The following is a 20,702-nucleotide window of genomic DNA, read 5'->3' on the forward strand; positions in this document are numbered from 1 at the left end:
GCGCTAAAATATAAAACGCCCGATGAAGTCCATTATCAGGCGTTAAGTAAAAATAGTGTCAACGTATATCAGGACTAGACAGTTCACATTTAGTTCACATGATGTTGCTATGTGAAAATCAATCAGAACAACTCATGGCTTTCACCATTCTCGGTGACCGTTGTTCCCACTTCCGGCGTTACATATTCCATCGGCTGGGTACCTTCAATGAAATATTCCTTGCGGGTATTGCCGCCACCGTTGGGTAACTTACCCGTCACCCGATCAATCGTGACAGAAACAATGCCAGCAGGTGGTTCCATCATTTTCACAGGAACACCTTCCAGTGCCGCTTTCATGAAATCATCCCAAATTGGCTGGGCTGTTTTCGCACCACCCTCACCTTTTAATACCGGAGTGCGTCCCAGACTCCTGCTGTGCTCATCGAAACCAATCCAGGCTGTCGCAACTATATCCGGGCCGTAACCGGAGAACCACGCGTCTTTCGAACTGTTGGTCGTTCCTGTTTTACCGCCGATATCCCGACGCTTCAAATCACGGGCAGCGCGCCATCCCGTTCCCATCCAACCCGGTTCACCAAAGACATTGGTATTCAAGGCATCATGGATCAGGAATGCCAGTGGTGTGCTGATAACATGAGGCGCATATTGCTGGTCATCAACATTAGTATTTGTCGAAATACTTTCCAGATCAGGTTGAGGTGGCAGAGCCGAGTTTTGTGGAACGTCAGAATGGGCTACGTTCTCAATGGAATCTTCGGACAATTCGATGGAACGCGCCGTATCACCATAAATCACCGGAATGTTTGTACATTGCGGGCAAGCAATTTTAGGTTTGGCTTCAAACAACACTTTTCCTTCATCATTTTCAATTTTGTTGATGAAGTAAGGATCAACCAAGTAACCGCCATTCGCCATCACCGCATAACCGCGAACTAACTGCATCGGGGTAAAGGAAGGAGAACCCAACGCCAAAGATTCAGTACGAACAACATTTTCACCCGGTAATCCGAAGCGTTTCAGATAATCAGCCGCGTAGTCCACACCCATTGCGCGCATGGCACGAACCATCACCACGTTCTTGGATTGTCCCAATCCCTGACGCAGACGAACCGGTCCATCGTAAGTCGGCGGTGAGTTTTTCGGACGCCAATCCGTTCCGGCTCCCGCATCCCAACGGCTGATGGGCGCATCATTCAGCAGTGATGCCAACGTCAGACCTTTATCCATCGCAGCGGTATACAGGAATGGCTTGATGTTGGAACCAACCTGACGCAGGGATTGGGTCACGCGGTTAAACTTACTCAGCTCAAAATCAAATCCGCCCACCAATGCTTCTACCGCACCATTGAGAGGATTGATGGAAACCAGTGCCGCATTAACATCAGGGAGCTGTGCCAGCCACCAGATGTCATTGACCTTTCTGACCCAAATCTGTTCACCTGCATGAATGACTTCATTGATGCTATGCGGGGCTGCCCCTTGCAGACTGTCTGTTTTGAACGGACGGGCCCAGCGAACACCCGCCATAGTCAGCTCAACTTTACTGCCATCCACCAGCATCACTTCCGCTTGGTTAGCGCCGGATTTTGTCACAACGGCAGGCAGCAGAGGGCCATATTTAGGCAAGGTTTTCAGCTTATCGATAATCTGTGTCTGGCTCCATGCTGACTGGTTAGATTTCCATAACACTTCCTGAGCACCGCGATAACCATGACGGACATCATAATCAATCACATTGGTGCGAACAGCATCCACAGCCGCCAACTGGGCTTTGTGCGTAATGGTGGTATAGACCTTATAGCCATCGGTATAGGCGTTTTCACCATAACGGTTAATCATTTCCTGACGGGCCATTTCAGTCAGATAAGGCGCAGAAAAAACAATCTGCGGGCCATGATAACGAGCAACCAGTTTCTCTTCTCTGGCTTCGTTATACTGACGCTGAGTGATATATCCCTCTTCCAGCATCCTTCCCAATACCACATTGCGGCGATTGACCGCCCTGTCATGGGAATAAAGCGGGTTAAACGTAGAAGGTGCTTTCGGCAGTCCGGCAATCATCGCCATCTCACTCAGCGTCAGCTCATTGACTGTCTTGCCAAAATAGACATGGGCCGCAGCACCAACACCATAAGCACGATAACCCAGGTAGATCTTGTTGAGATACAACTCAAGAATTTCATCCTTTGTCAGCAACTGTTCGATCTTAATCGCCAGAAACGCTTCTTTCGCCTTACGTATCAGTGTCTTTTCCGGGCTAAGGAAAAAATTCCTCGCAAGCTGCTGAGTAATCGTACTCGCTCCCTGAGAAGCATGACCGGAAGTCATGACCACAGAAACAGCCCTGATAACCCCGATCGGATCGACACCGTGATGTTCATAAAAACGGCTATCTTCCGTGGCAATAAAGGCTTTCAACATTAGGGGGGGCATTTCGGACAAGGCAAGGGGCAAACGGCGTTTTTCACCATATTGGGCAATAAGCTCGCCATCAGCACTGAACACCTGCATTGGTGTTTGTAATCGGACATCCTTTAAGGTCGCAACATCGGGTAACTGTGGCTCGATATATTTGTATAAACCAAAAATCGAGGCGGTTCCCAATAAAATGCAAACAACGATAAGGATCAAAAAATACTTTATGAACTTCACCTGAAATTTCTCACGCCATGTTAATCGGGCAGTTTATAAACGATCAGTACGTAGTATAAAAGGCTCAGTAGAAAGGACTTAGTATAAAGGCTATACAGCACTATGGATATGACCTTTCATCAATACAGCTTTTCATTAGTAGTTAGTCGATAGGGAGATCATTATATGTATCCATCTAAATGGTATATCGGACTGGATGTCCAAGATCATTACATCCGAGCTCTCGCAGCCATTAAACGTCGTGACGGCTGGCAACTTCGACATTGCTGGCAATATAGCTTATCGAACCAGATTATCTCAGGAGGGAGACTACAGCATCCTGAAAAACTACTTAATATTTTAATGCAATGGAGGAAAACATTACCTAAAAATCTTAGCTTAAGATTGGCTCTCCCTGTTCAACAAACCTTGCAAAAACAGATAGCCTTGCCCAGCCATACTGCATTGCAGGAGCCAGAACTCGGTTGGTTTGTGCATGCTAATGCCGAAAAACAATTTCCTGTCAGTGATCTTGCATTGGACTATCGTGTACATAATCAGCAAGTTTATATCAGCGCTATCCGTCAAAAAGATCTCAACCTCTGGCAGAGTTTATTCGCAGATATCGATTTACCCCTGGACGCCATTGATATTGCTCCCTGTGTGTTACGTTATATTGCCAGATTCGCGGGAGTGCCTGACGAAAGTTGGTTAATACACAAACGCACGACAGATTGGCTATGGATTTCTCCCGCCAATCATCCTTTTAGCTATGGGCTGATAACATCACAATTGCATCCCAATTTAGCTCAAATCATCAACCAGTTACCCATTACGCCCGAAACGGAAGGCTACGCGATTTATTACAGTGATGAAGAACAAATTCTATCAACCAAAACGAGGGCTGCATCAGCAGAATCAGCTAATTTGTGGCAGATTTTAGCCGCATTCCGCCATTATCAGGCTCCGTTACCAGACAAAATAAATGCTTATATTATTGCCGCAGGTTTGGCTCTCAGGCCGGATGACCAATAATAATGTATCAGGTCAATTTTTTACCCTGGCGACAAAAAGCGCTGAAGCGTCAATGCCGAAAATGGGGGTATCTATTCTGTCTGCAAATGACATTGTGGGCTGTCGCATTGGTATTCATCTATACCCAACAAACAAACCAAATTGAACAAAATCACGGACAATTAACGAAATTTGAGCACCAATTAGATCAATTTCAACAATCTATCAGAGAAACTGATCAAGTGATGCTACATCATCAACAGCTGACTCTGCATGTAAGGAAAAAACGGGCATTCATGGAACAGAATCAACGATATTTGCAGCTATTTCGTCAACTTCCCCAGTTGTTACCGGAAAAAATCTGGTTAACGGCATTCAGCGACGACAGTGGCCAGCTAGTTTTTTCCGCCCGTAGTCAAAATAGTCAAAGTAGCCAAAACTACATGGATATCTCCGATATGCTGGATAGCCTGACGGGTGACACCTCGCTGATCAATGTACAACTAAAAAAAATGACAACAACCGAGGATCAACTCAAGGTCTTTACCATTGATGCCGATTGGCTGATGGGGGAGTCCGGTGGAAAATAATTATCTTGAATGGTTCCATCGCCCTGCGTGGCAGTTACTTTGCTTGCAGCAGTTAATCACCATCCCCCTGTTGTTGGGATTCTATTTTTTTGTCTGGCAGGATAATCAGCATAAGCTCCACACTCTCCAGAGCAGTATTACGGAGCAGAAACACAATGCAAAGCTATCTAAACAGCGGCTTAGTGAATTGCCACCTCTGTCTGAGCTCCAGAAACAAATTCAGCAAATGACATCAGAGCTAGGTCAAAACAATCACGAGGCTACCGAACACACTACCGTACTCAAACGCCTGCATTTACCACTAATTCGGTCTGGCAGCCAGCTCGTGGAGTGGAAAAGTCTCAGAGAAAATAATCACGTTCTCTGGCATCTCATGCTGTCACTGAATTATGACCAATTTCTTCATTTCTTGAATGAAATTCAGCAACTACAACCTCCATTGCTGATTAAACATCTCACGATCATTCCCGCCGGTGACTTGCTGACTGTCCGTATGGTTTTATCAGAAATTGCCTTATCGGAGATGGCTTTATCAGACACTGCTTTGCCAAATATGACTCGGCCAAACAAGGTACGGCCGATACCTGTCCATGAGGATAAATAATGAACAGATACTCTTTTATCTTACTAACCGGACTCTCACTATCAACATACTGTTTTGCAGTGGAAAACTTTACAGAAGGAAGTATTACAGAAGACAGTATTGCAGAAGACAGTATTGCAGAAGACAGTATTGCAGAAGACAGTATTGCAGAAGAAAATTCAACTTTCGAAATGCCGGTAAGAAACCCATTTCTGCCTCCTGCAAATCCAATAGAGGATGACGCTGCTTTCACCCCCGCAGAGCAGGATGAGCAAGAGATCGAATATCAGGTCATTACCCTGCAATATGCCGATGCCGGACAAATAGCCGAACAATTGCAGAAAAACCTTCCGGCTCTACTGACAAAATGGGGGAAAGTTGAACATGATCCCTTAACCAACAGCCTGATATTGGAAGATAAGTTTGATGCCATTACTCGCATTAAAAACTGGCTGAAGGAGGTCGATACACCACAACAGCAAGTGCAGATTACTGCCCATATCGTTACCACCAGCAGGGAAGCATTGCATGAATTGGGTATTCATTGGGGCATCACCGTCGATCCACTGAATCGTTCAACAGGGCTAAACCGGCTGAATCTGCATCAGCCAGCGGGCAATCAACGCCACCGATTGGTATTAAATACCGCCCGCATCCATGCAAACCTATTGGAAATGGAACTCAGCGCATTGGAGCAGGAGAAGCAACTCGATATTATTGCCAGCCCACGATTGACCGCTTCTCATCAGCAACCAGCCAGTATCAAGCAAGGTTCTGATATTCCTTATGTCATTCAGGACAAAGACAAAACAACGATTCAGTTTAAAGAGGCTGTATTAGGCATGGAGGTGACCCCACATATATTGAGGGAGGGGAAAATCCGGCTGGCACTGAAAATCAGCCAGAATGCTCCGGGCTTTCCTATTAATCAGGGAGGAAATGAAAATCTGGCTATTGATAAACAAGAAATTATTACTCAGGTTACGGTCAGGAATGGAGAAACGTTGATCTTGGGAGGTATCTTTCAACAGAAAAAAAGCGCCAGCGTACAAAAAGTTCCTTACTTATCAGAAATTCCACTTCTGGGTACATTATTTAATCAAAAAGGAGAACAACACAGCCGGAGGGAACTCGTAATTTTTATTACACCTCAATTGACCAATATTTAACCATCAAATAAATAAAACATAAATATCAGTTAGTTAGACAAAGAAATTACGTTTTTCTTATCATATTATCAGCTATTATCCTTGGTCTGGCCTGTTTATGGATTTGACGCTGAGAGTAATTTAGCATACAAGGATTACCTAATTGAGTGAGCAGGTCTGACATTATTAAGCAGGAGTCTATGTCTGATAGATTTCAAGTTGTGGCGAACAAATCCCCGGAAACATAGCTAATTATGTGACTGGAGTGAACGAGCGCAGCCAAAAAAGCAGCAATTTGAAAGATGAAAGGTATATACTCAATAGACTCTCAATCAACCGACAAAAGCACGAGCTAAATGGCAGGAAGCTCATGCCAGATTTATATAGTTGCAATACAGGTTGATGTGCTGAGATAATTTTCCTATCTGATCTCACATTCTCACTCATGAGGTTTCAGTTTAGGTCCCGCTGCTAATCTGATTGGCGGGGCGGGTTATCATTAACAAATAGTCTTAGTAATACCAAAAACATGGCAGAGAAACGTAATATCTTTCTGGTTGGGCCTATGGGTGCCGGCAAAAGCACTATTGGTCGTCAGTTAGCTCAGCAACTCAATATGGAGTTTTACGACTCTGATCAAGAAATTGAGCGACGTACCGGAGCTGACGTGGGCTGGGTATTTGATGTGGAAGGCGAAGAAGGCTTCCGCGACCGCGAAGAAAAAATTATTAACGAACTGACTGAAAAACAAGGCATCGTATTGGCTACCGGAGGGGGTTCAGTTAAATCAAAAGAAACCCGCAACCGCTTGTCTGCCCGTGGTGTTGTTGTTTATTTAGAAACCACCATCGAAAAACAGTTAGCTCGTACCCAGCGCGATAAAAAACGCCCTTTACTTCAGGTTGATGCACCAGCACGTGAAGTTTTAGAAAATTTGGCTGATGAGCGTAACCCTCTTTATGAGGAAATTGCTGACGTGACTATTCGTACGGATGAGCAAAGCGCCAAAGTCGTCGCTAACCAAATCATTGAATTATTGGAAAAAAACTGATTATAGCGGTTCCGCACTGCGGCAAACGATAAGGCGAAAGCTGATATGGAACAAGTGACTGTTACGTTAGGTGAAAGAAGCTATCCAATTACCATAGCCGAAGGGCTATTTTCTACCAATGAGGCATTCAAGCCCCTGCAAGCCGGCCAACAAGTCATGATTGTGACCAATGAAACGCTTGCCCCCCTGTATCTTGAACAGGTGAAATCCACATTGGAGGGAATGGATCTTCGGGTAAATGAGGTTATCTTGCCTGACGGAGAACAGCACAAATCGCTTTTTGTGCTCAATGACATATTTTCCGCACTACTGGAAAATAATCATGGTCGTGACACAACACTTATCGCTCTCGGTGGTGGTGTAATCGGTGATATGACGGGGTTTGCCGCAGCCAGTTACCAACGCGGCACTCGTTTCATCCAGGTACCCACCACCCTACTTTCTCAGGTTGACTCTTCCGTCGGCGGAAAAACAGGAGTCAACCATCTTCTCGGCAAAAACATGATCGGCGCGTTTTATCAACCGGTTTCTGTGGTTGTCGACCTAAATTGTCTGAAAACCCTGCCGACTCAAGAGCTCTGTGCTGGTCTGGCTGAAGTCATTAAATACGGCATCATTCTGGACGGTGAGTTCTTTAGTTGGCTTGAAGACAATATAGAGAAATTACTGACTCTCGACAGTCAGGCCATGGCCTATTGCATTCGTCGCTGCTGTGAACTCAAGGCGTTAGTTGTGGCTGCTGATGAACAAGAACGCAGTGGAATGCGCGCATTGTTAAATCTTGGCCACACCTTTGGCCATGCGATTGAAGCTGAAATGGGTTATGGCGTTTGGCTGCATGGTCAGGCTGTTGCTGCCGGTATGGTGATGGCAGCACGGGCATCTGAACTTGTCGGCACATTCTCACAGCAGGATACCCAACGCATTATTAAATTGCTGGAGCGGGCAAAACTGCCTGTCTGCGGCCCAAAAGAAATGTCTCCGGATGCTTATTTGCCTCATATGATGCGCGATAAAAAAGTCACTGCGGGAAAATTGCATCTGGTACTACCTACTGCGATTGGAGAAGCAAAAGTCTGTTCTGATATTGGGAAAGAAGTGATATTGGATGCTATTCGCCTATGTCAGCTATCCACCAGCTTATTATCTGAATGATGAATTATTATTTAGCTGTTATGCTATAGAATAGCTACATTATCAGATAGAACATTATCGGTTTTAGTTAGGTCAGACTGCCAAACCTCTAAAATAACAATTGGCAGCATTATCTCTGCTGGGAGGGCATATGGACGAATTAAAATCAGAAAACGAGCAAAAACAAAAAAAAGAAAACGAATTTAAACCGGATACTTCAGATCGCCGTCCTCAGCGTTCCAGAAATCAATCTAATAAACCTAAGCTAGCAGTATCTCGCCAGCAAATGATGATTGGGGTTGGTATTCTGGTGCTTTTGCTTCTGATTATAGCCATCAGTTCTGCATTGAAATCGCCAACTGAGCATGAGAAACAGCAATCGTCAAACGCAACCGAAAAGAATATCGACCTTTCTGATTCTGGTTCTTCTTCATTCTCCACCCATGATCAAACTAGCGAATCCCAAAATTCGCCTGCATCAGCAACCCATAACACAAATGAAATCGGCTTGCCGCCAATTAGCAGCACTCCAAGCAAAGATCTTCCCCCAGCAACCGAAACCGGTGGCTATAACCAACGTGTAGAATTACCCGGTGATATTTCTGATGCCTTGAATCAGCAACAGGGCAATATCAATAATTCAGTGCAAAAGAATCTGACGCCACCACAGGTAAAGCCAACGGTAACGCCACCGATTGAGCAGAAAAATCCTGAGAAAGTTGCACCGGCGAAAAAAATAGAAAATGAATATAAGGGAAGAGAAGACTCTCAGTCGAAAACTGCCCCTAAACACGTAACAAGCAATCATCAAATTAATAGCAATAATCAGGCCAATACTAAGAACGTAGCTGATGCTGGTGGTGATCTGCTGAAAGCGCCCTCAAACCGATATACTCTCCAATTAAGTAGTGCCAGCCGCTCCGATACCTTGATTGCTTTCGCGAAAAAGCATAACCTTTCACATTACAAGGTCTACGAAACTAAACGTGACGGTAAGACATGGTTTATCTTGATCCACGGCAGCTACGCTTCTGTCTCTGATGCAAAAAGCGCCATTTCCTCATTCCCTGCGGAAGTTAAGGCTAAAAAACCGTGGGTAAGAAAACTACAACAGGTTCAGCAAGATCTGAAAAAATAAAACTATTTTGATTAGGCGCTGATATGCTGTCCTAAACAGAGTACAATCTGCGGCTCTGAAATTATTGAATAGCTAATTTGACGGCATGAAAAAAAAACGCGCTTTCTTAAAATGGGCCGGTGGAAAATACCCCTTGGTGGATGATATTAAACATCATCTGCCAGAGGGCGATTGCTTGATTGAGCCATTTGTTGGCGCAGGCTCGGTATTTCTGAATACCGATTATGATTCTTACATCTTGTCAGACATCAATAATGATCTAATCAATTTGTACAACACCGTAAAATCGCGTGCGGATGAATTTATTAATCATGCCCGTCCATTATTCTCACCGGAATTCAACACATCCGAAAACTTCTATCGCCTGAGAGAAGAGTTCAACAAAAGCAAAGATCCCTTTTATCGCAGTATGTTGTTTCTTTACCTCAACCGACACTGTTATAACGGCCTTTGCCGCTATAATTCACGAGGCGAGTTTAACGTCCCTTTCGGGCGCTATAAAAAACCTTATTTTCCTGAAGATGAACTTTACTGGTTTGCAGAAAAATCCCAGAAGGCGACTTTCATCTGCCAGCATTACGAAGTCACATTGAACAACGCGCCAAAAGGCTCGGTAATTTATTGCGACCCTCCATATGCCCCACTTTCATCTACGGCTAATTTTACTGCCTATCATACAAATAACTTTAACCTCCTCGATCAGGAAAAGCTGGCACAGTTCGCCTATCATCTCTCGCATGAACAAGGGATCCCGGTTCTCATATCCAATCATGACACACCGATGACCCGTGAATGGTATCACCAGGCTTCCCTCTACGTTGTTAAAGTCCGCCGGACAATAAGCAGAAATATTCTTGGTCGCAGTAAAGTTGATGAACTTCTGGCATTATACTGCCAAAAGTGAGTGAGGTTTCCTGTCCCTGAAATAACGGGATAAAACAGTGAATTGGAGACGAAAATAATGAAAAAAGATTTTCTGATTGCCCCATCAATTCTATCCGCAGATTTTGCCCGATTAGGCGAAGATACCGCTAAGGTCTTGGAAGCAGGGGCTGATGTTGTGCACTTTGACGTCATGGATAACCATTATGTCCCAAATCTGACTATTGGCCCAATGGTCTGTCAGGCACTGCGCGATTATGGCATCACAGCTCCAATCGATGTCCACCTGATGGTAAAACCGGTTGATCGTATTATCCCTGATTTTGCCAAGGCAGGTGCAACCTATATCACTTTCCATCCAGAGGCGAGCGAGCATGTCGATCGTACCCTGCAACTCATCAAGGAACATGGTTGTAAAGCAGGGTTAGTCTTCAATCCGGCAACGCCACTCAGTTATCTTGATTATGTGCTGGATAAGCTGGATATCATTCTACTGATGTCCGTTAACCCGGGTTTTGGCGGTCAGTCTTTCATTCCGGAAACGCTGAACAAACTGCGTCAGGTTCGCAAAATCATTGATGACAGCGGATACGATATCCGCCTTGAAGTTGATGGTGGCATTAAACCCAATAATATTGCCGAAGCGGCTCAAGCTGGCGCAGATATGTTCGTCGCCGGCTCAGCTATTTTCAGTCAGCCGGATTACCAAGCGGTTATTGATGAAATGCGCCGTGAATTATCAAAGGTAGCATAATGACAAATAACGCCGTGAAAGAAATTCGTGCCATTGCTTTTGATCTGGATGGCACACTGGTGGATAGCGCAGGAGGTCTGGCGGATGCTTTGGATCAAGCCTTAATTGCCAAAGGATTACCCGCAGCCGGTAAAGAGCAGGTCGCTGTCTGGGTGGGCAACGGCGCTGATGTCATGGTTGAACGTGCATTGAAATGGGCTGGTGCAGAGCCTTCTCCTGAATTACACCGCGAAACCCGCAAACTGTTTGATGCGTTTTATGCAATCTGTGTCACCACAGGCAGCGGGCTGTTTCCTCACGTGAAAGAGACTCTGGCAGAGCTGGCAAAACACGATGTGCCAATGGCGATTATCACCAATAAACCTACCCCTTTTATTGCTCCATTGCTGGAATCATTAGGTATCAGTGAATATTTTTCACTGGTACTGGGCGGCGACGATGTTAAAGAGAAAAAGCCACATCCCGCTCCACTCTATCTAACAATGGGGATGTTTGGTTTACATAAAGAAGAATTGCTTTTTGTTGGCGATTCCCGTAATGATATTTTAGCGGCACAAGCGGCTGGTTGCCCTTGCGTTGGCTTAACCTATGGATATAACTACGGAGAATCGATAGCATTAAGCCGCCCAAATTATATATTGGACCATTTCCCGGATTTACTCCCAACAATTGGACTATCCACATTAAAAATATTGTCCACTTTGAAAAGACAGGAAGCATAATAAAATGAATGAACCCACTGTAAACAAAACAAACTCCCAGAAACCTATTGTATTCAGCGGCGCGCAACCTTCCGGTGAATTGACCATCGGTAACTATATGGGGGCGTTACGTCAGTGGGTTAAGATGCAAGATGACTATGATTGCATTTACTGCATCGTTAACCAGCATGCCATCACTGTGCGCCAAGATCCCAATGAACTGAAAAAACGCACACTGGATACGCTAGCGCTTTACCTCGCCTGTGGCATTGATCCAAAGAAAAGCACTATCTTCGTACAGTCGCATGTGCCACAACATGCTCAGTTGACTTGGGTATTGAACTGCTACGCCTATTTCGGTGAGCTGAGCCGTATGACTCAGTTTAAAGATAAATCAGCCCGCCATTCAGAAAACATCAATGCGGGTCTGTTTGATTATCCGGTTTTGATGGCTTCTGACATATTGCTTTATCAGGCTAATCAGATCCCTGTGGGAAGTGACCAGAAGCAGCACCTTGAATTATCTCGTGATTTGGCTCTGCGTTTTAATGCCTTATATGGTGATATTTTCACTATACCAGAACCATTTATTCCACAAGGCGGCGCTCGCGTGATGTCATTGCAAGACCCGAGCAAGAAAATGTCGAAATCGGATGATAACCGCAGCAACGTGATTGCCCTGCTGGAAGATCCAAAATCTGCCGCGAAGAAAATTAAACGTGCGGTTACTGATTCCGAAGAGCCGCCTCGTGTACGTTATGATCTGGAAAACAAACCGGGTGTTTCCAACTTGCTGGATATTCTTGCTGGTGTCACAGGTAAAACGATTCCTGAATTGGAAGCTGAGTTTGAAGGCAAAATGTACGGCCATCTGAAAGGGGCTGTTGCCGATGCGGTAGGTGAAATGCTGGCTGGCTTACAGGAGCGCTACCATCATTTCCGTAATGATGAAGCCTTGCTTAACCAAATCATGGCAGAAGGGGCAGTCAAGGCTCAGGTTCGTGCTCAGTCAACCCTGGATAAAGTCTATGACGCAGTAGGTTTGCTCGCTCATCCGTAAGTAATCAGATGAAATAAATGCCAAAGAATATTAATTCATTCTTTGGCATTATTTTTTCATCATCGGATACAATTATTTTTTCCTCTTTATTACACTTGCCCAATTAGCATCATTATTAACTCTTTTAAACATTAAATCTAATCCGCTATTCATTTGCCAATCTCTGGGAGGGCTAATACAATCAATTTTATGTTGATTATTTGATTCCCTTTTTTTGACCATAGAAAAAAGATTTTGATACGATTGTGGCCCGGTCATATCTACAGTCAAATCAAGACGACGGCTTCTGCAATGCTTTGGAGTGTTCATAGAAGGTAAATTAGGAACAATACCCGTTCTCCATTTAGTGCTTAATGTTTTATCCTTTTCATTATAAGAATATTTTTTAATATTACAGGCCATAAAAACTAAAAGAGCCATGACTTTTTCTGATCTGGGCTGTGCAGCAATAATTCCATTTGAAAACTCATTGTAAACTAATTGTTTTATTTTATGGGAATCGAGATATCTTATATTCCATTTCTCATCATTGCTGACTTGCCCCCATCCCATTCCATGACAATCACCGAAACCTATATCTGATTTAAGCTCCAACTTTTCAAACCTTGCTCTTCGCTTAAAATATTTTTCGCCGGACACAGATAAATCTTCATCAAAAACATCGGATTTCATGTATTTAATATCTGAATTAGTAAGTTCAACATCAACATCCAGATATATTCCACCCTCCATATACAAAATAGCCAAACGAGCAATATCACTGGCAGATGCATAGTTTTTAAAGTCACCATGCATCTGCAGAACAAATACATGGTGTAAAAAATGCATTACCTTTGAATAGTCATTATCAGGTTCTGAATAGCGTTTGTAACACAGGCAACTTGTTTTCGTAGAATCATTATTAGTGCGTATACCAAATTTAGCTAATTCAGCTCTCTGCGTATCATACAAATCCTGCATAAAATAAGTATGATTGAGGCATGAAGCCTGACTAATTAAGAAAAAAAATGCAGTTTCAATATTTCTATATCTAAATTCTCTTCCAAAGAGAATACCAACATCAATATCAGCATTAACATCAGTATCATTTTTATTATATTTAAAGGTAAGATTCCTTAACTTATGTGATATTAGTGATTCAACATCATTCGTTCCCCAAATATTAACTTCAAACCCCCTATTTTCTGATTTTATTGCAATGATACGTCTTAAATCTCTCTCGGAAATTTTATTTCCGACCCAAAAATAGTGAATTTTCTTTGGTATATTCATAAAACCCCCATTAACTATTCTTGATGTTTTAATTTTATTTATATTAAATTTCTACATTAACAATCCTTATGACAAACCTACTCAAATGTAAATATTTTATAAATAGGTATGACGATAACAAGAACATGGTTATCGTCAACTGTGCTTTGATAATATATTATTTGATAGTTTTTAATTAATTCCCAAATAAACGACGATTGAAATCCTCAATTCTTCCATGCAATATGCGGTTTTGCATCGTCAGATTCCAGCTGGCAGATAATCCGGCAGCCCCCATTAAACGACGATATTGCTCTTCATCAAACGGGCTATGGAAAGCAATGGAAATAGCTTCCTTAACAGAAACATCGCTATTGCGGCTTAATAATTTTAGCGGTTCACCAGTACTGACAAAACCTGAAGAAATGACTCGATATAACCAGCCACAACGACCCGTGTTTTGCATCATCTCAGCAAAATCACTGATGCTTGTAATAGTATTGAGTTTATAACAAGGAGAGCGGGGTTGAGTTACCTGAATCAGTGTTTCTCCCCATTGAAAGATATCCCCAATATAGACGTTTTCTTCTGTCATTCCCTCTGAAGATAAATTCTCTCCAAATAAAGGAGGGGAGAATAATTCTGTTAATTCAGGAAATTGCCTTTTCCAAAAGAGATAATGTTCCATAGGATAATGACAAAGCGCACGATCAGACCCGCCATGAAAGCGAGTTTCTGCCTGTTCATCACCTTCCAGACCAAGAGAGGTTAGCTGTAAACGGCCATTCACCAGCAATTTGTTAATTGCGCTGGAGCCCAACGTTTCGGAGGATAGTATTTTGCCTCTGTATACCTGTAGGTAATACATTTTATTCTCCCTCAATAGGTGAATATGAATATTACTCTGACCAAATAAACGCAGCAAGCCTCACTTCGATTAGTTACGAAAGGAAAGTAGTCATAGAGGGAAAGTTTTCCCTCCTGTACAGGCAAGTATTAATCCCGGCCTTCGTAACCATCCATATAAGTGGTAAATATGGCTTCGGACATGGCCTTAGTCCATTGTGGTGTAGTACTCTCGTTGTAAACCTTACCCGCAAACTGTGATTTTCTCGGAATAGAATTCAGAAACTCATCACTGGTTAAGTAACTTACACGTTGCTGTGCATCTTCCTGTGTCATTCCTGCGTCCCTGTCCTTTTTGCCTTGTTGCCAGAACTGTTCGAAAAAAGGCACAGAAAGCTGGATGCTATTGTATATATGAGTCTGGAAATTAGGGTCAAAATCGTCATGAGAAGCATAAATGAAATTTTTGGCATTACGTTCAGCACTACTCTTTGGCTGGACGCATCCAACCATCAGAGAGGATACTATAAGGGTTATTACTATCATGACTACGTTCTTTTTCATTATTGGATTATACCTTTAATCGTGAAACGGAAAGAATGCCAAATAATAGAGAAAATTATGAGCAATAAAAATGCCGGTCACGATAATGACCAGCATTTTAGTAAAAATTTATTGGGTTAATTATTTAATTTTTTCTTCGTAACGTTTTGTTGCTTCGTCCCAATCTACTACATGCCAGAATGCTTTGATGTAGTCAGGACGACGGTTCTGATATTTCAGGTAATAAGCATGTTCCCAAACATCCAGTCCCACAATCGGGTAACCGGAAGCACCCGCGATTTCTTCACCCATGAGTGGGCTGTCCTGATTGGCTGTTGAAACAACGGCAAGTTTGCCATCTTCTTTCAGCACCAGCCATGCCCAGCCGGAACCAAAACGGGTTGCTGCCGCTTGTTCAAATTTTTCTTTGAAGCTGTCAACGCTTCCAAAGTCACGCTCAATAGCTGCTTTCAAAACACCCGACAAGACTGTTCCCAGCTTTAAACCTTTCCAAAATAGGCTGTGGTTTGAGTGACCGCCCGCGTTGTTGCGAACAAAAGTCCGCTTGTCAGCCGGAACTTTATCAAGCTGCTTGATCAGGTCATCAATATCCAATTTGCTTAATTCAGGGAAGGCTTCCAGAGCTGTATTCGTATTGGTGACATAAGTCTGGTGGTGCTTGGTATGATGGATTTCCATCGTTTGTTTATCGAAATGAGGTTCTAACGCATCATAAGAGTAAGGTAGAGAAGGCAGTAAATAGCTCATGTCATATCTCCCAGTTATTTAGAATATATAAAGCTCACACCTTGTGAACAACTCGTTTATTATAGTGAATTAAACCATAATGAAAATGATTATCAATTCCATGATGTTTCTATGGTTTCCTTGATTCGACTGCTATATACCTTCATTACACACTCCAATCAGAATAATAGTCCAAATAAAACCAAAAAGATGGCGCAACAATCCAGTCATAAGGTTTGACACCTTACTTAATCTCACTTAAGTCGAGCGCATTAAATGATCATTCCATGACATGCATTCTCTTTATTGCGTGATCTTCCGCGCAAAAAAGAAACAAAAATTCTCCTTGCGGTTTAGTTAACCTTGTTTTGACATAGTATTAACAATTGCAAGGAGATAAAAATATGACTCAAATAATCAAGCATCTTATTCCTGCTGATATTGCGGATACGGCACTGATAAACAAACAACAATATCTACGAGACTACGCATGGTCATTACAAGACCCTGAAGGGTTTTGGGGTGAGAAAGGTAAGATAGTAGATTGGATAAAACCCTACACCAAGGTCAAAAATACCTCTTTTGATCCAGGGCATATCAACATCCACTGGTTCGAAGATGGAACACTGAATTTAAGTGCCAACTGCCTCGATCGCCATTTACAAGAACGTGGCGATCAAACCGCCATTATCTGGGAGGGCGATAATCCCGCAGAATCCCGGCATGTTACATACCGTGAGTTACATCATGATGTCTGCCAATTCTCTAATGTATTGAAAAAATTGGGAGTCACAAGAGGTGACGTCGTTGCTATCTACATGCCAATGGTGCCGGAGGCTGCCGTCGCAATGCTGGCTTGTGCCCGTATTGGTGCAATCCATTCCGTGATTTTTGGTGGTTTTTCTCCTGACGCTATTGCTGGCAGGGTTATCGACTCCAATGCCAAGATCATTGTTACCGCAGATGAAGGTTTGCGAGCAGGTCGCACGATCCCATTGAAAAAAAATGTCGATGAAGCTCTGGCTAATCCAGCTGTGACCGAAGTCGCTAACGTCGTTGTCTTCAAACGTACCGGAAATGCTAAAGGCTGGCACAACGGGCGTGATTTGTGGTGGCATGAATTAATCGAGAATGTCAGTGCAGATTGCCCTGCTGAAGAGATGAATGCCGAAGCGCCATTATTCATCCTTTATACCTCTGGCTCAACCGGTAAACCCAAAGGTGTTCTCCATACGACTGGCGGTTATCTGGTCTATGCTTCTTTAACTTTCAAATATACGTTTGATTACCGTCCCGGAGAGATTTACTGGTGTACGGCCGATGTCGGCTGGGTAACAGGACACAGTTATCTGCTGTATGGGCCATTATCCTGCGGTGCGACAACTGTCATGTTTGAGGGTGTTCCCAACTATCCCGATGTTAATCGCCTATGTCAGGTTGTTGATAAACATCAGGTTAATATTCTCTATACAGCCCCAACCGCCATCAGGGCATTAATGGCGGAAGGTGATAAAGCCATAGAGGGAACTAAACGCACCTCATTACGTATCATGGGGTCTGTTGGTGAACCAATTAATCCAGAAGCATGGGAGTGGTATTACAAAAAGATAGGTAACAGTAAATGCCCTATCGTAGATACTTGGTGGCAAACTGAAACGGGCGGATTCATGATCACGCCATTGCCGGGTGCGACTGACCTCAAAGCAGGTTCAGCGACTCTGCCATTCTTTGGAGTCAGTCCGGCTCTGGTCGATAACTCTGGGGAAATTTTAGAGGGAGAGAACGAAGGCAATCTTGTCATGACAGACTCCTGGCCAGCACAGGCACGAACGTTGTATGGTGATCATGAACGTTTCGAACAAACTTATTTTTCTACCTTTAAGGGAATGTATTTCAGTGGCGATGGCGCTCGGCGTGATGAAGATGGCTACTATTGGATAACTGGCCGTGTCGATGATGTGCTGAATATTTCAGGACACCGTTTGGGAACCGCAGAAATTGAGTCTGCGCTGGTTTCTCATCCCAAGATTGCAGAAGCCGCAGTCGTTGGCATTCCTCACCATATCAAAGGGCAAGCTATATATGCCTATGTCACGCTAATTCATGGTGAAGAGCCTTCTCCTGATCTTTATAGTGAAGTCAGAAGTTGGGTACGTAAAGAAATCGGCCCGATAGCCACACCGGATATCCTTCACTGGACAGATTCTCTACCAAAAACGCGTTCAGGAAAGATTATGCGGCGTATTTTGCGTAAAATTGCTTCAGGTGATACCAGTAACTTAGGAGATACTTCTACTCTGGCAGATCCTGGAGTCGTTGATAAGCTGCTGGAAGAAAAGCAATCTATCAATATATCGTAAAAAGAATTTCGTAAAACATTCCGTAAAACATATAGGCCGCCGCAAGGCGGCTTGAATAACGTATCACCGAAAGTACAGAATTGTGCAGGGACGTGGCTAGTAGTCATGCATTCTCTCGGATACGGCTATCTCGTTTCTGGCACGTCATACTGTAACTCAAGGTGCATCGTTCAAAACCAACAAGGAGATACTCTGATGAATGCCGACATTTATCAAGAGATTGAAAATAATCCCCGCTTTAAGGAACTGGTTAAGAAACGAGGGCGTTTTGCCTGGCTGTTATCCATCATTATGTTAGCGCTTTATGTTGGTTTTATTTTCCTAATCGCCTTTGCTCCTGAGTGGCTTGGGACACAACTCCATGAAAATACAAGTATGACTCGCGGTATCCCAGTGGGTATCGGGATTATCTTTGCTTCTTTCATACTGACAGGAATTTATGTTGTGAAGGCAAATAACGAGTTTGATCGGTTGATGTCAACTATTCTCGATGAGGTGAGAAAATGAAAAAAATCGTATTGCCAGCAATACTGCTATTTCCCTCTCTCTTTCCTCTTCTAGCGCGAGCAGATGCCATTTCAGGTGATGTAGAAAAACAACCCTTGAATATTCAGGCAATTGTTATGTTCCTGTTATTCGTCGGGTTAACGCTTTGTATTACTTATTGGGCTTCAAAACGAACTATTTCACGTTCGGATTATTATACTGCCGGCGGACGCATTACAGGCTTTCAAAACGGGATGGCAATAGCTGGTGATTATATGTCAGCAGCCTCTTTTCTAGGGATTTCAGCATTAGTTTATACTTCCGGCTATGATGGGCTGATCTATTCGATTGGCTTCCTCGTTGGCTGGCCAATTATTCTATTCCTCATTGCTGAACGATTAAGAAATTTAGGACGTTACACCTTTGCAGATGTCGCTTCTTATCGGTTGAAACAAGGTCCCATCCGTACTTTATCGGCAATAGGATCACTAGTGGTTGTTGCGTTATATCTGATAGCCCAGATGGTAGGTGCAGGGAAACTCATTGAATTGCTGTTCGGCTTGAATTACTACATCGCCGTTGTTCTGGTCGGTATTTTAATGGTGCTTTATGTACTGTTTGGCGGAATGTTGGCAACAACATGGGTTCAGATTATCAAAGCCATTCTATTGTTGGCAGGAGCAACATTTATGGCAGTGATGGTTATGAAAGCCGTAAATTTCAATTTTAATACTCTGTTTAAAGAAGCCATTGCTGTACATAGTCTCGGACCCGCTATCATGAGTCCTGGTGGGTTAGTTTCAGATCCAATATCAGCGCTCTCTTTGGGATTGGCACTGATGTTTGGTACTGCTGGCTTGCCACATATCATCATGCGATTCTTTACCGTTAATGATGCTAAAGAAGCTCGTAAAAGCGTTTTCTATGCCACTGGTTTTATAGGTTATTTTTATATACTGACGTTTATTATCGGGTTCGGTGCTATTTTATTGGTCAGCGCTAATCCCTTATTCAAAGATGCAACCGGCGCATTAATTGGTGGAACTAATATGGCCGCAGTCCATCTTGCCAGTGCCGTTGGCGGTGATTTTTTCCTTGGATTTATCTCTGCGGTTGCTTTTGCCACTATTTTGGCTGTCGTCGCTGGATTAACTCTAGCGGGTGCTTCAGCGGTATCCCACGATCTCTATGCTAATGTGATTAAAAAGGGACAAGCCAATGAACGAGATGAGCTAAGAGTTTCCAAAATTACTGTCGTCATTCTGGGCTTTGTTGCTATCGGATTAGGTATTTTATTTGAAAAGCAAAATATTGCCTTCATGGTTGGTCTAGCTTTCTCTATTGCTGCAAGCTGCAATTTTCCTATTATTTTATTGTCGATGTATTGGAGCAAACTGACAACAAGAGGGGCTTTGATTGGTGGAGGGCTGGGTTTACTGACAGCAGTTGTGTTAATGATCCTTGGTCCTACGATCTGGGTCAGTATTCTTGGTCATGAGAAACCAATTTATCCTTATGAATATCCAGCTATTTTTTCCATGTCAGTGGCATTTATCGGGGCATGGTTATTTTCAATAACAGATACATCGAAACAAGGTCAGCAAGAAAGAGAAATGTTTCGAAGCCAGTTTATCCGCTCACAGACAGGAATTTGAATTGAACAAGGAAAAGTACATTAATATTTTAAATATAGATGCATTGAATTTTTTAAAAAAGAAAAATAGACCAATTAATCTTCTAAAATACCATTATTTAATTTATCCCAATGCAAAAAAGCCATC

The 20,702-nt window shown here is 43.2% G+C and carries 19 protein-coding genes; 14 read left to right on the top strand and 5 right to left on the bottom strand.

Annotated elements, in window-relative coordinates; translation table 11 throughout:
- Positions 1–122 precede the first annotated feature (122 nt).
- Positions 123–2,654 carry a peptidoglycan glycosyltransferase/peptidoglycan DD-transpeptidase MrcA gene (gene mrcA / locus FE394_RS05825; protein WP_319925462.1) on the bottom strand — a complete coding sequence of 844 codons (2,532 nt, stop codon included), beginning with the start codon at positions 2,652–2,654 and terminating at the stop codon, positions 123–125.
- A gap of 165 nt (positions 2,655–2,819) precedes the next feature.
- Between mrcA and pilM the strand changes: the two genes are divergently transcribed.
- The 11 genes from pilM to trpS all read left to right on the top strand — a co-directional run bounded on the left by pilM (position 2,820) and on the right by trpS (position 12,688).
- Positions 2,820–3,668, top strand: coding sequence for a pilus assembly protein PilM (gene pilM / locus FE394_RS05830; protein WP_319925463.1), 849 nt, complete (start codon positions 2,820–2,822; stop codon positions 3,666–3,668).
- 2 nt (positions 3,669–3,670) lie between these two features.
- Positions 3,671–4,237 (top strand): PilN domain-containing protein, encoded by a 567-nt coding sequence (locus FE394_RS05835; RefSeq protein WP_319925464.1) that lies wholly within the window; start codon positions 3,671–3,673, stop codon positions 4,235–4,237.
- The gene (locus FE394_RS05840) at positions 4,227–4,841 is read left to right on the top strand and encodes a hypothetical protein (RefSeq protein WP_319925465.1); all 615 of its coding nucleotides are present in this window, start codon (positions 4,227–4,229) and stop codon (positions 4,839–4,841) included. Before FE394_RS05835 ends, FE394_RS05840 begins: the two co-directional genes overlap by 11 nt.
- Complete coding sequence (locus tag FE394_RS05845) at positions 4,841–5,989, top strand: secretin N-terminal domain-containing protein (RefSeq protein WP_319925466.1); 1,149 nt, start codon at positions 4,841–4,843, stop codon at positions 5,987–5,989. The genes FE394_RS05840 and FE394_RS05845 overlap by 1 nt, the downstream gene beginning before the upstream one ends.
- A gap of 508 nt (positions 5,990–6,497) precedes the next feature.
- The gene (aroK, locus tag FE394_RS05850) at positions 6,498–7,019 is read left to right on the top strand and encodes a shikimate kinase AroK (RefSeq protein WP_038237472.1); all 522 of its coding nucleotides are present in this window, start codon (positions 6,498–6,500) and stop codon (positions 7,017–7,019) included.
- Between the two features lie 45 nt (positions 7,020–7,064).
- The gene (aroB, locus tag FE394_RS05855) at positions 7,065–8,174 is read left to right on the top strand and encodes a 3-dehydroquinate synthase (RefSeq protein WP_319925467.1); all 1,110 of its coding nucleotides are present in this window, start codon (positions 7,065–7,067) and stop codon (positions 8,172–8,174) included.
- Positions 8,175–8,304: 130 nt separating this feature from the next.
- A complete protein-coding gene (locus tag FE394_RS05860) occupies positions 8,305–9,291 on the top strand; it encodes an SPOR domain-containing protein (RefSeq protein WP_319925468.1) in 987 nt (328 codons plus the stop codon).
- Positions 9,292–9,376: 85 nt separating this feature from the next.
- A complete protein-coding gene (dam, locus tag FE394_RS05865) occupies positions 9,377–10,195 on the top strand; it encodes an adenine-specific DNA-methyltransferase (protein WP_319925469.1) in 819 nt (272 codons plus the stop codon).
- Between the two features lie 57 nt (positions 10,196–10,252).
- Positions 10,253–10,927 (top strand): ribulose-phosphate 3-epimerase, encoded by a 675-nt coding sequence (gene rpe / locus FE394_RS05870; RefSeq protein ID WP_319925470.1) that lies wholly within the window; start codon positions 10,253–10,255, stop codon positions 10,925–10,927.
- Positions 10,927–11,649, top strand: coding sequence for a phosphoglycolate phosphatase (locus tag FE394_RS05875; protein WP_319925471.1), 723 nt, complete (start codon positions 10,927–10,929; stop codon positions 11,647–11,649). The genes rpe and FE394_RS05875 overlap by 1 nt, the downstream gene beginning before the upstream one ends.
- A gap of 4 nt (positions 11,650–11,653) precedes the next feature.
- Positions 11,654–12,688 (top strand): tryptophan--tRNA ligase, encoded by a 1,035-nt coding sequence (trpS, locus tag FE394_RS05880; RefSeq protein ID WP_319925472.1) that lies wholly within the window; start codon positions 11,654–11,656, stop codon positions 12,686–12,688.
- A 72-nt stretch (positions 12,689–12,760) separates the two neighbouring features.
- Here trpS and FE394_RS05885 read toward each other — a convergent pair whose 3' ends face one another.
- The 4 genes from FE394_RS05885 to sodA form a co-directional block, all read right to left on the bottom strand.
- Positions 12,761–13,960: a TcdA/TcdB catalytic glycosyltransferase domain-containing protein gene (locus tag FE394_RS05885; protein WP_319925473.1), complete on the bottom strand. Its 1,200-nt coding sequence runs from the start codon at positions 13,958–13,960 to the stop codon at positions 12,761–12,763.
- Positions 13,961–14,135: 175 nt separating this feature from the next.
- Entirely contained in the window at positions 14,136–14,807 is a 672-nt protein-coding gene (gene yiiM / locus FE394_RS05890; RefSeq protein ID WP_319925474.1) for a 6-hydroxyaminopurine reductase, read from the bottom strand.
- Positions 14,808–14,935: 128 nt separating this feature from the next.
- A complete protein-coding gene (locus FE394_RS05895) occupies positions 14,936–15,349 on the bottom strand; it encodes an Exc2 family lipoprotein (RefSeq protein WP_319925475.1) in 414 nt (137 codons plus the stop codon).
- 120 nt (positions 15,350–15,469) lie between these two features.
- Positions 15,470–16,096 carry a superoxide dismutase [Mn] gene (sodA, locus tag FE394_RS05900; RefSeq protein WP_319925476.1) on the bottom strand — a complete coding sequence of 209 codons (627 nt, stop codon included), beginning with the start codon at positions 16,094–16,096 and terminating at the stop codon, positions 15,470–15,472.
- Between the two features lie 383 nt (positions 16,097–16,479).
- On the opposite strand from sodA, the gene acs reads away from it, so the two are divergent.
- From acs to FE394_RS05915, 3 genes are all read left to right on the top strand, one after another.
- Positions 16,480–18,435 (top strand): acetate--CoA ligase, encoded by a 1,956-nt coding sequence (gene acs, locus FE394_RS05905; RefSeq protein WP_319925477.1) that lies wholly within the window; start codon positions 16,480–16,482, stop codon positions 18,433–18,435.
- 195 nt (positions 18,436–18,630) lie between these two features.
- Positions 18,631–18,942 carry a DUF485 domain-containing protein gene (locus FE394_RS05910; RefSeq protein ID WP_319925478.1) on the top strand — a complete coding sequence of 104 codons (312 nt, stop codon included), beginning with the start codon at positions 18,631–18,633 and terminating at the stop codon, positions 18,940–18,942.
- The gene (locus FE394_RS05915) at positions 18,939–20,576 is read left to right on the top strand and encodes a cation acetate symporter (RefSeq protein WP_319925479.1); all 1,638 of its coding nucleotides are present in this window, start codon (positions 18,939–18,941) and stop codon (positions 20,574–20,576) included. The genes FE394_RS05910 and FE394_RS05915 overlap by 4 nt, the downstream gene beginning before the upstream one ends.
- Positions 20,577–20,702: the final 126 nt, after the last annotated feature.

It is taken from the genome of Xenorhabdus littoralis (genome assembly GCF_033949345.1).
Classification (GTDB): domain Bacteria; phylum Pseudomonadota; class Gammaproteobacteria; order Enterobacterales; family Enterobacteriaceae; genus Xenorhabdus; species Xenorhabdus littoralis.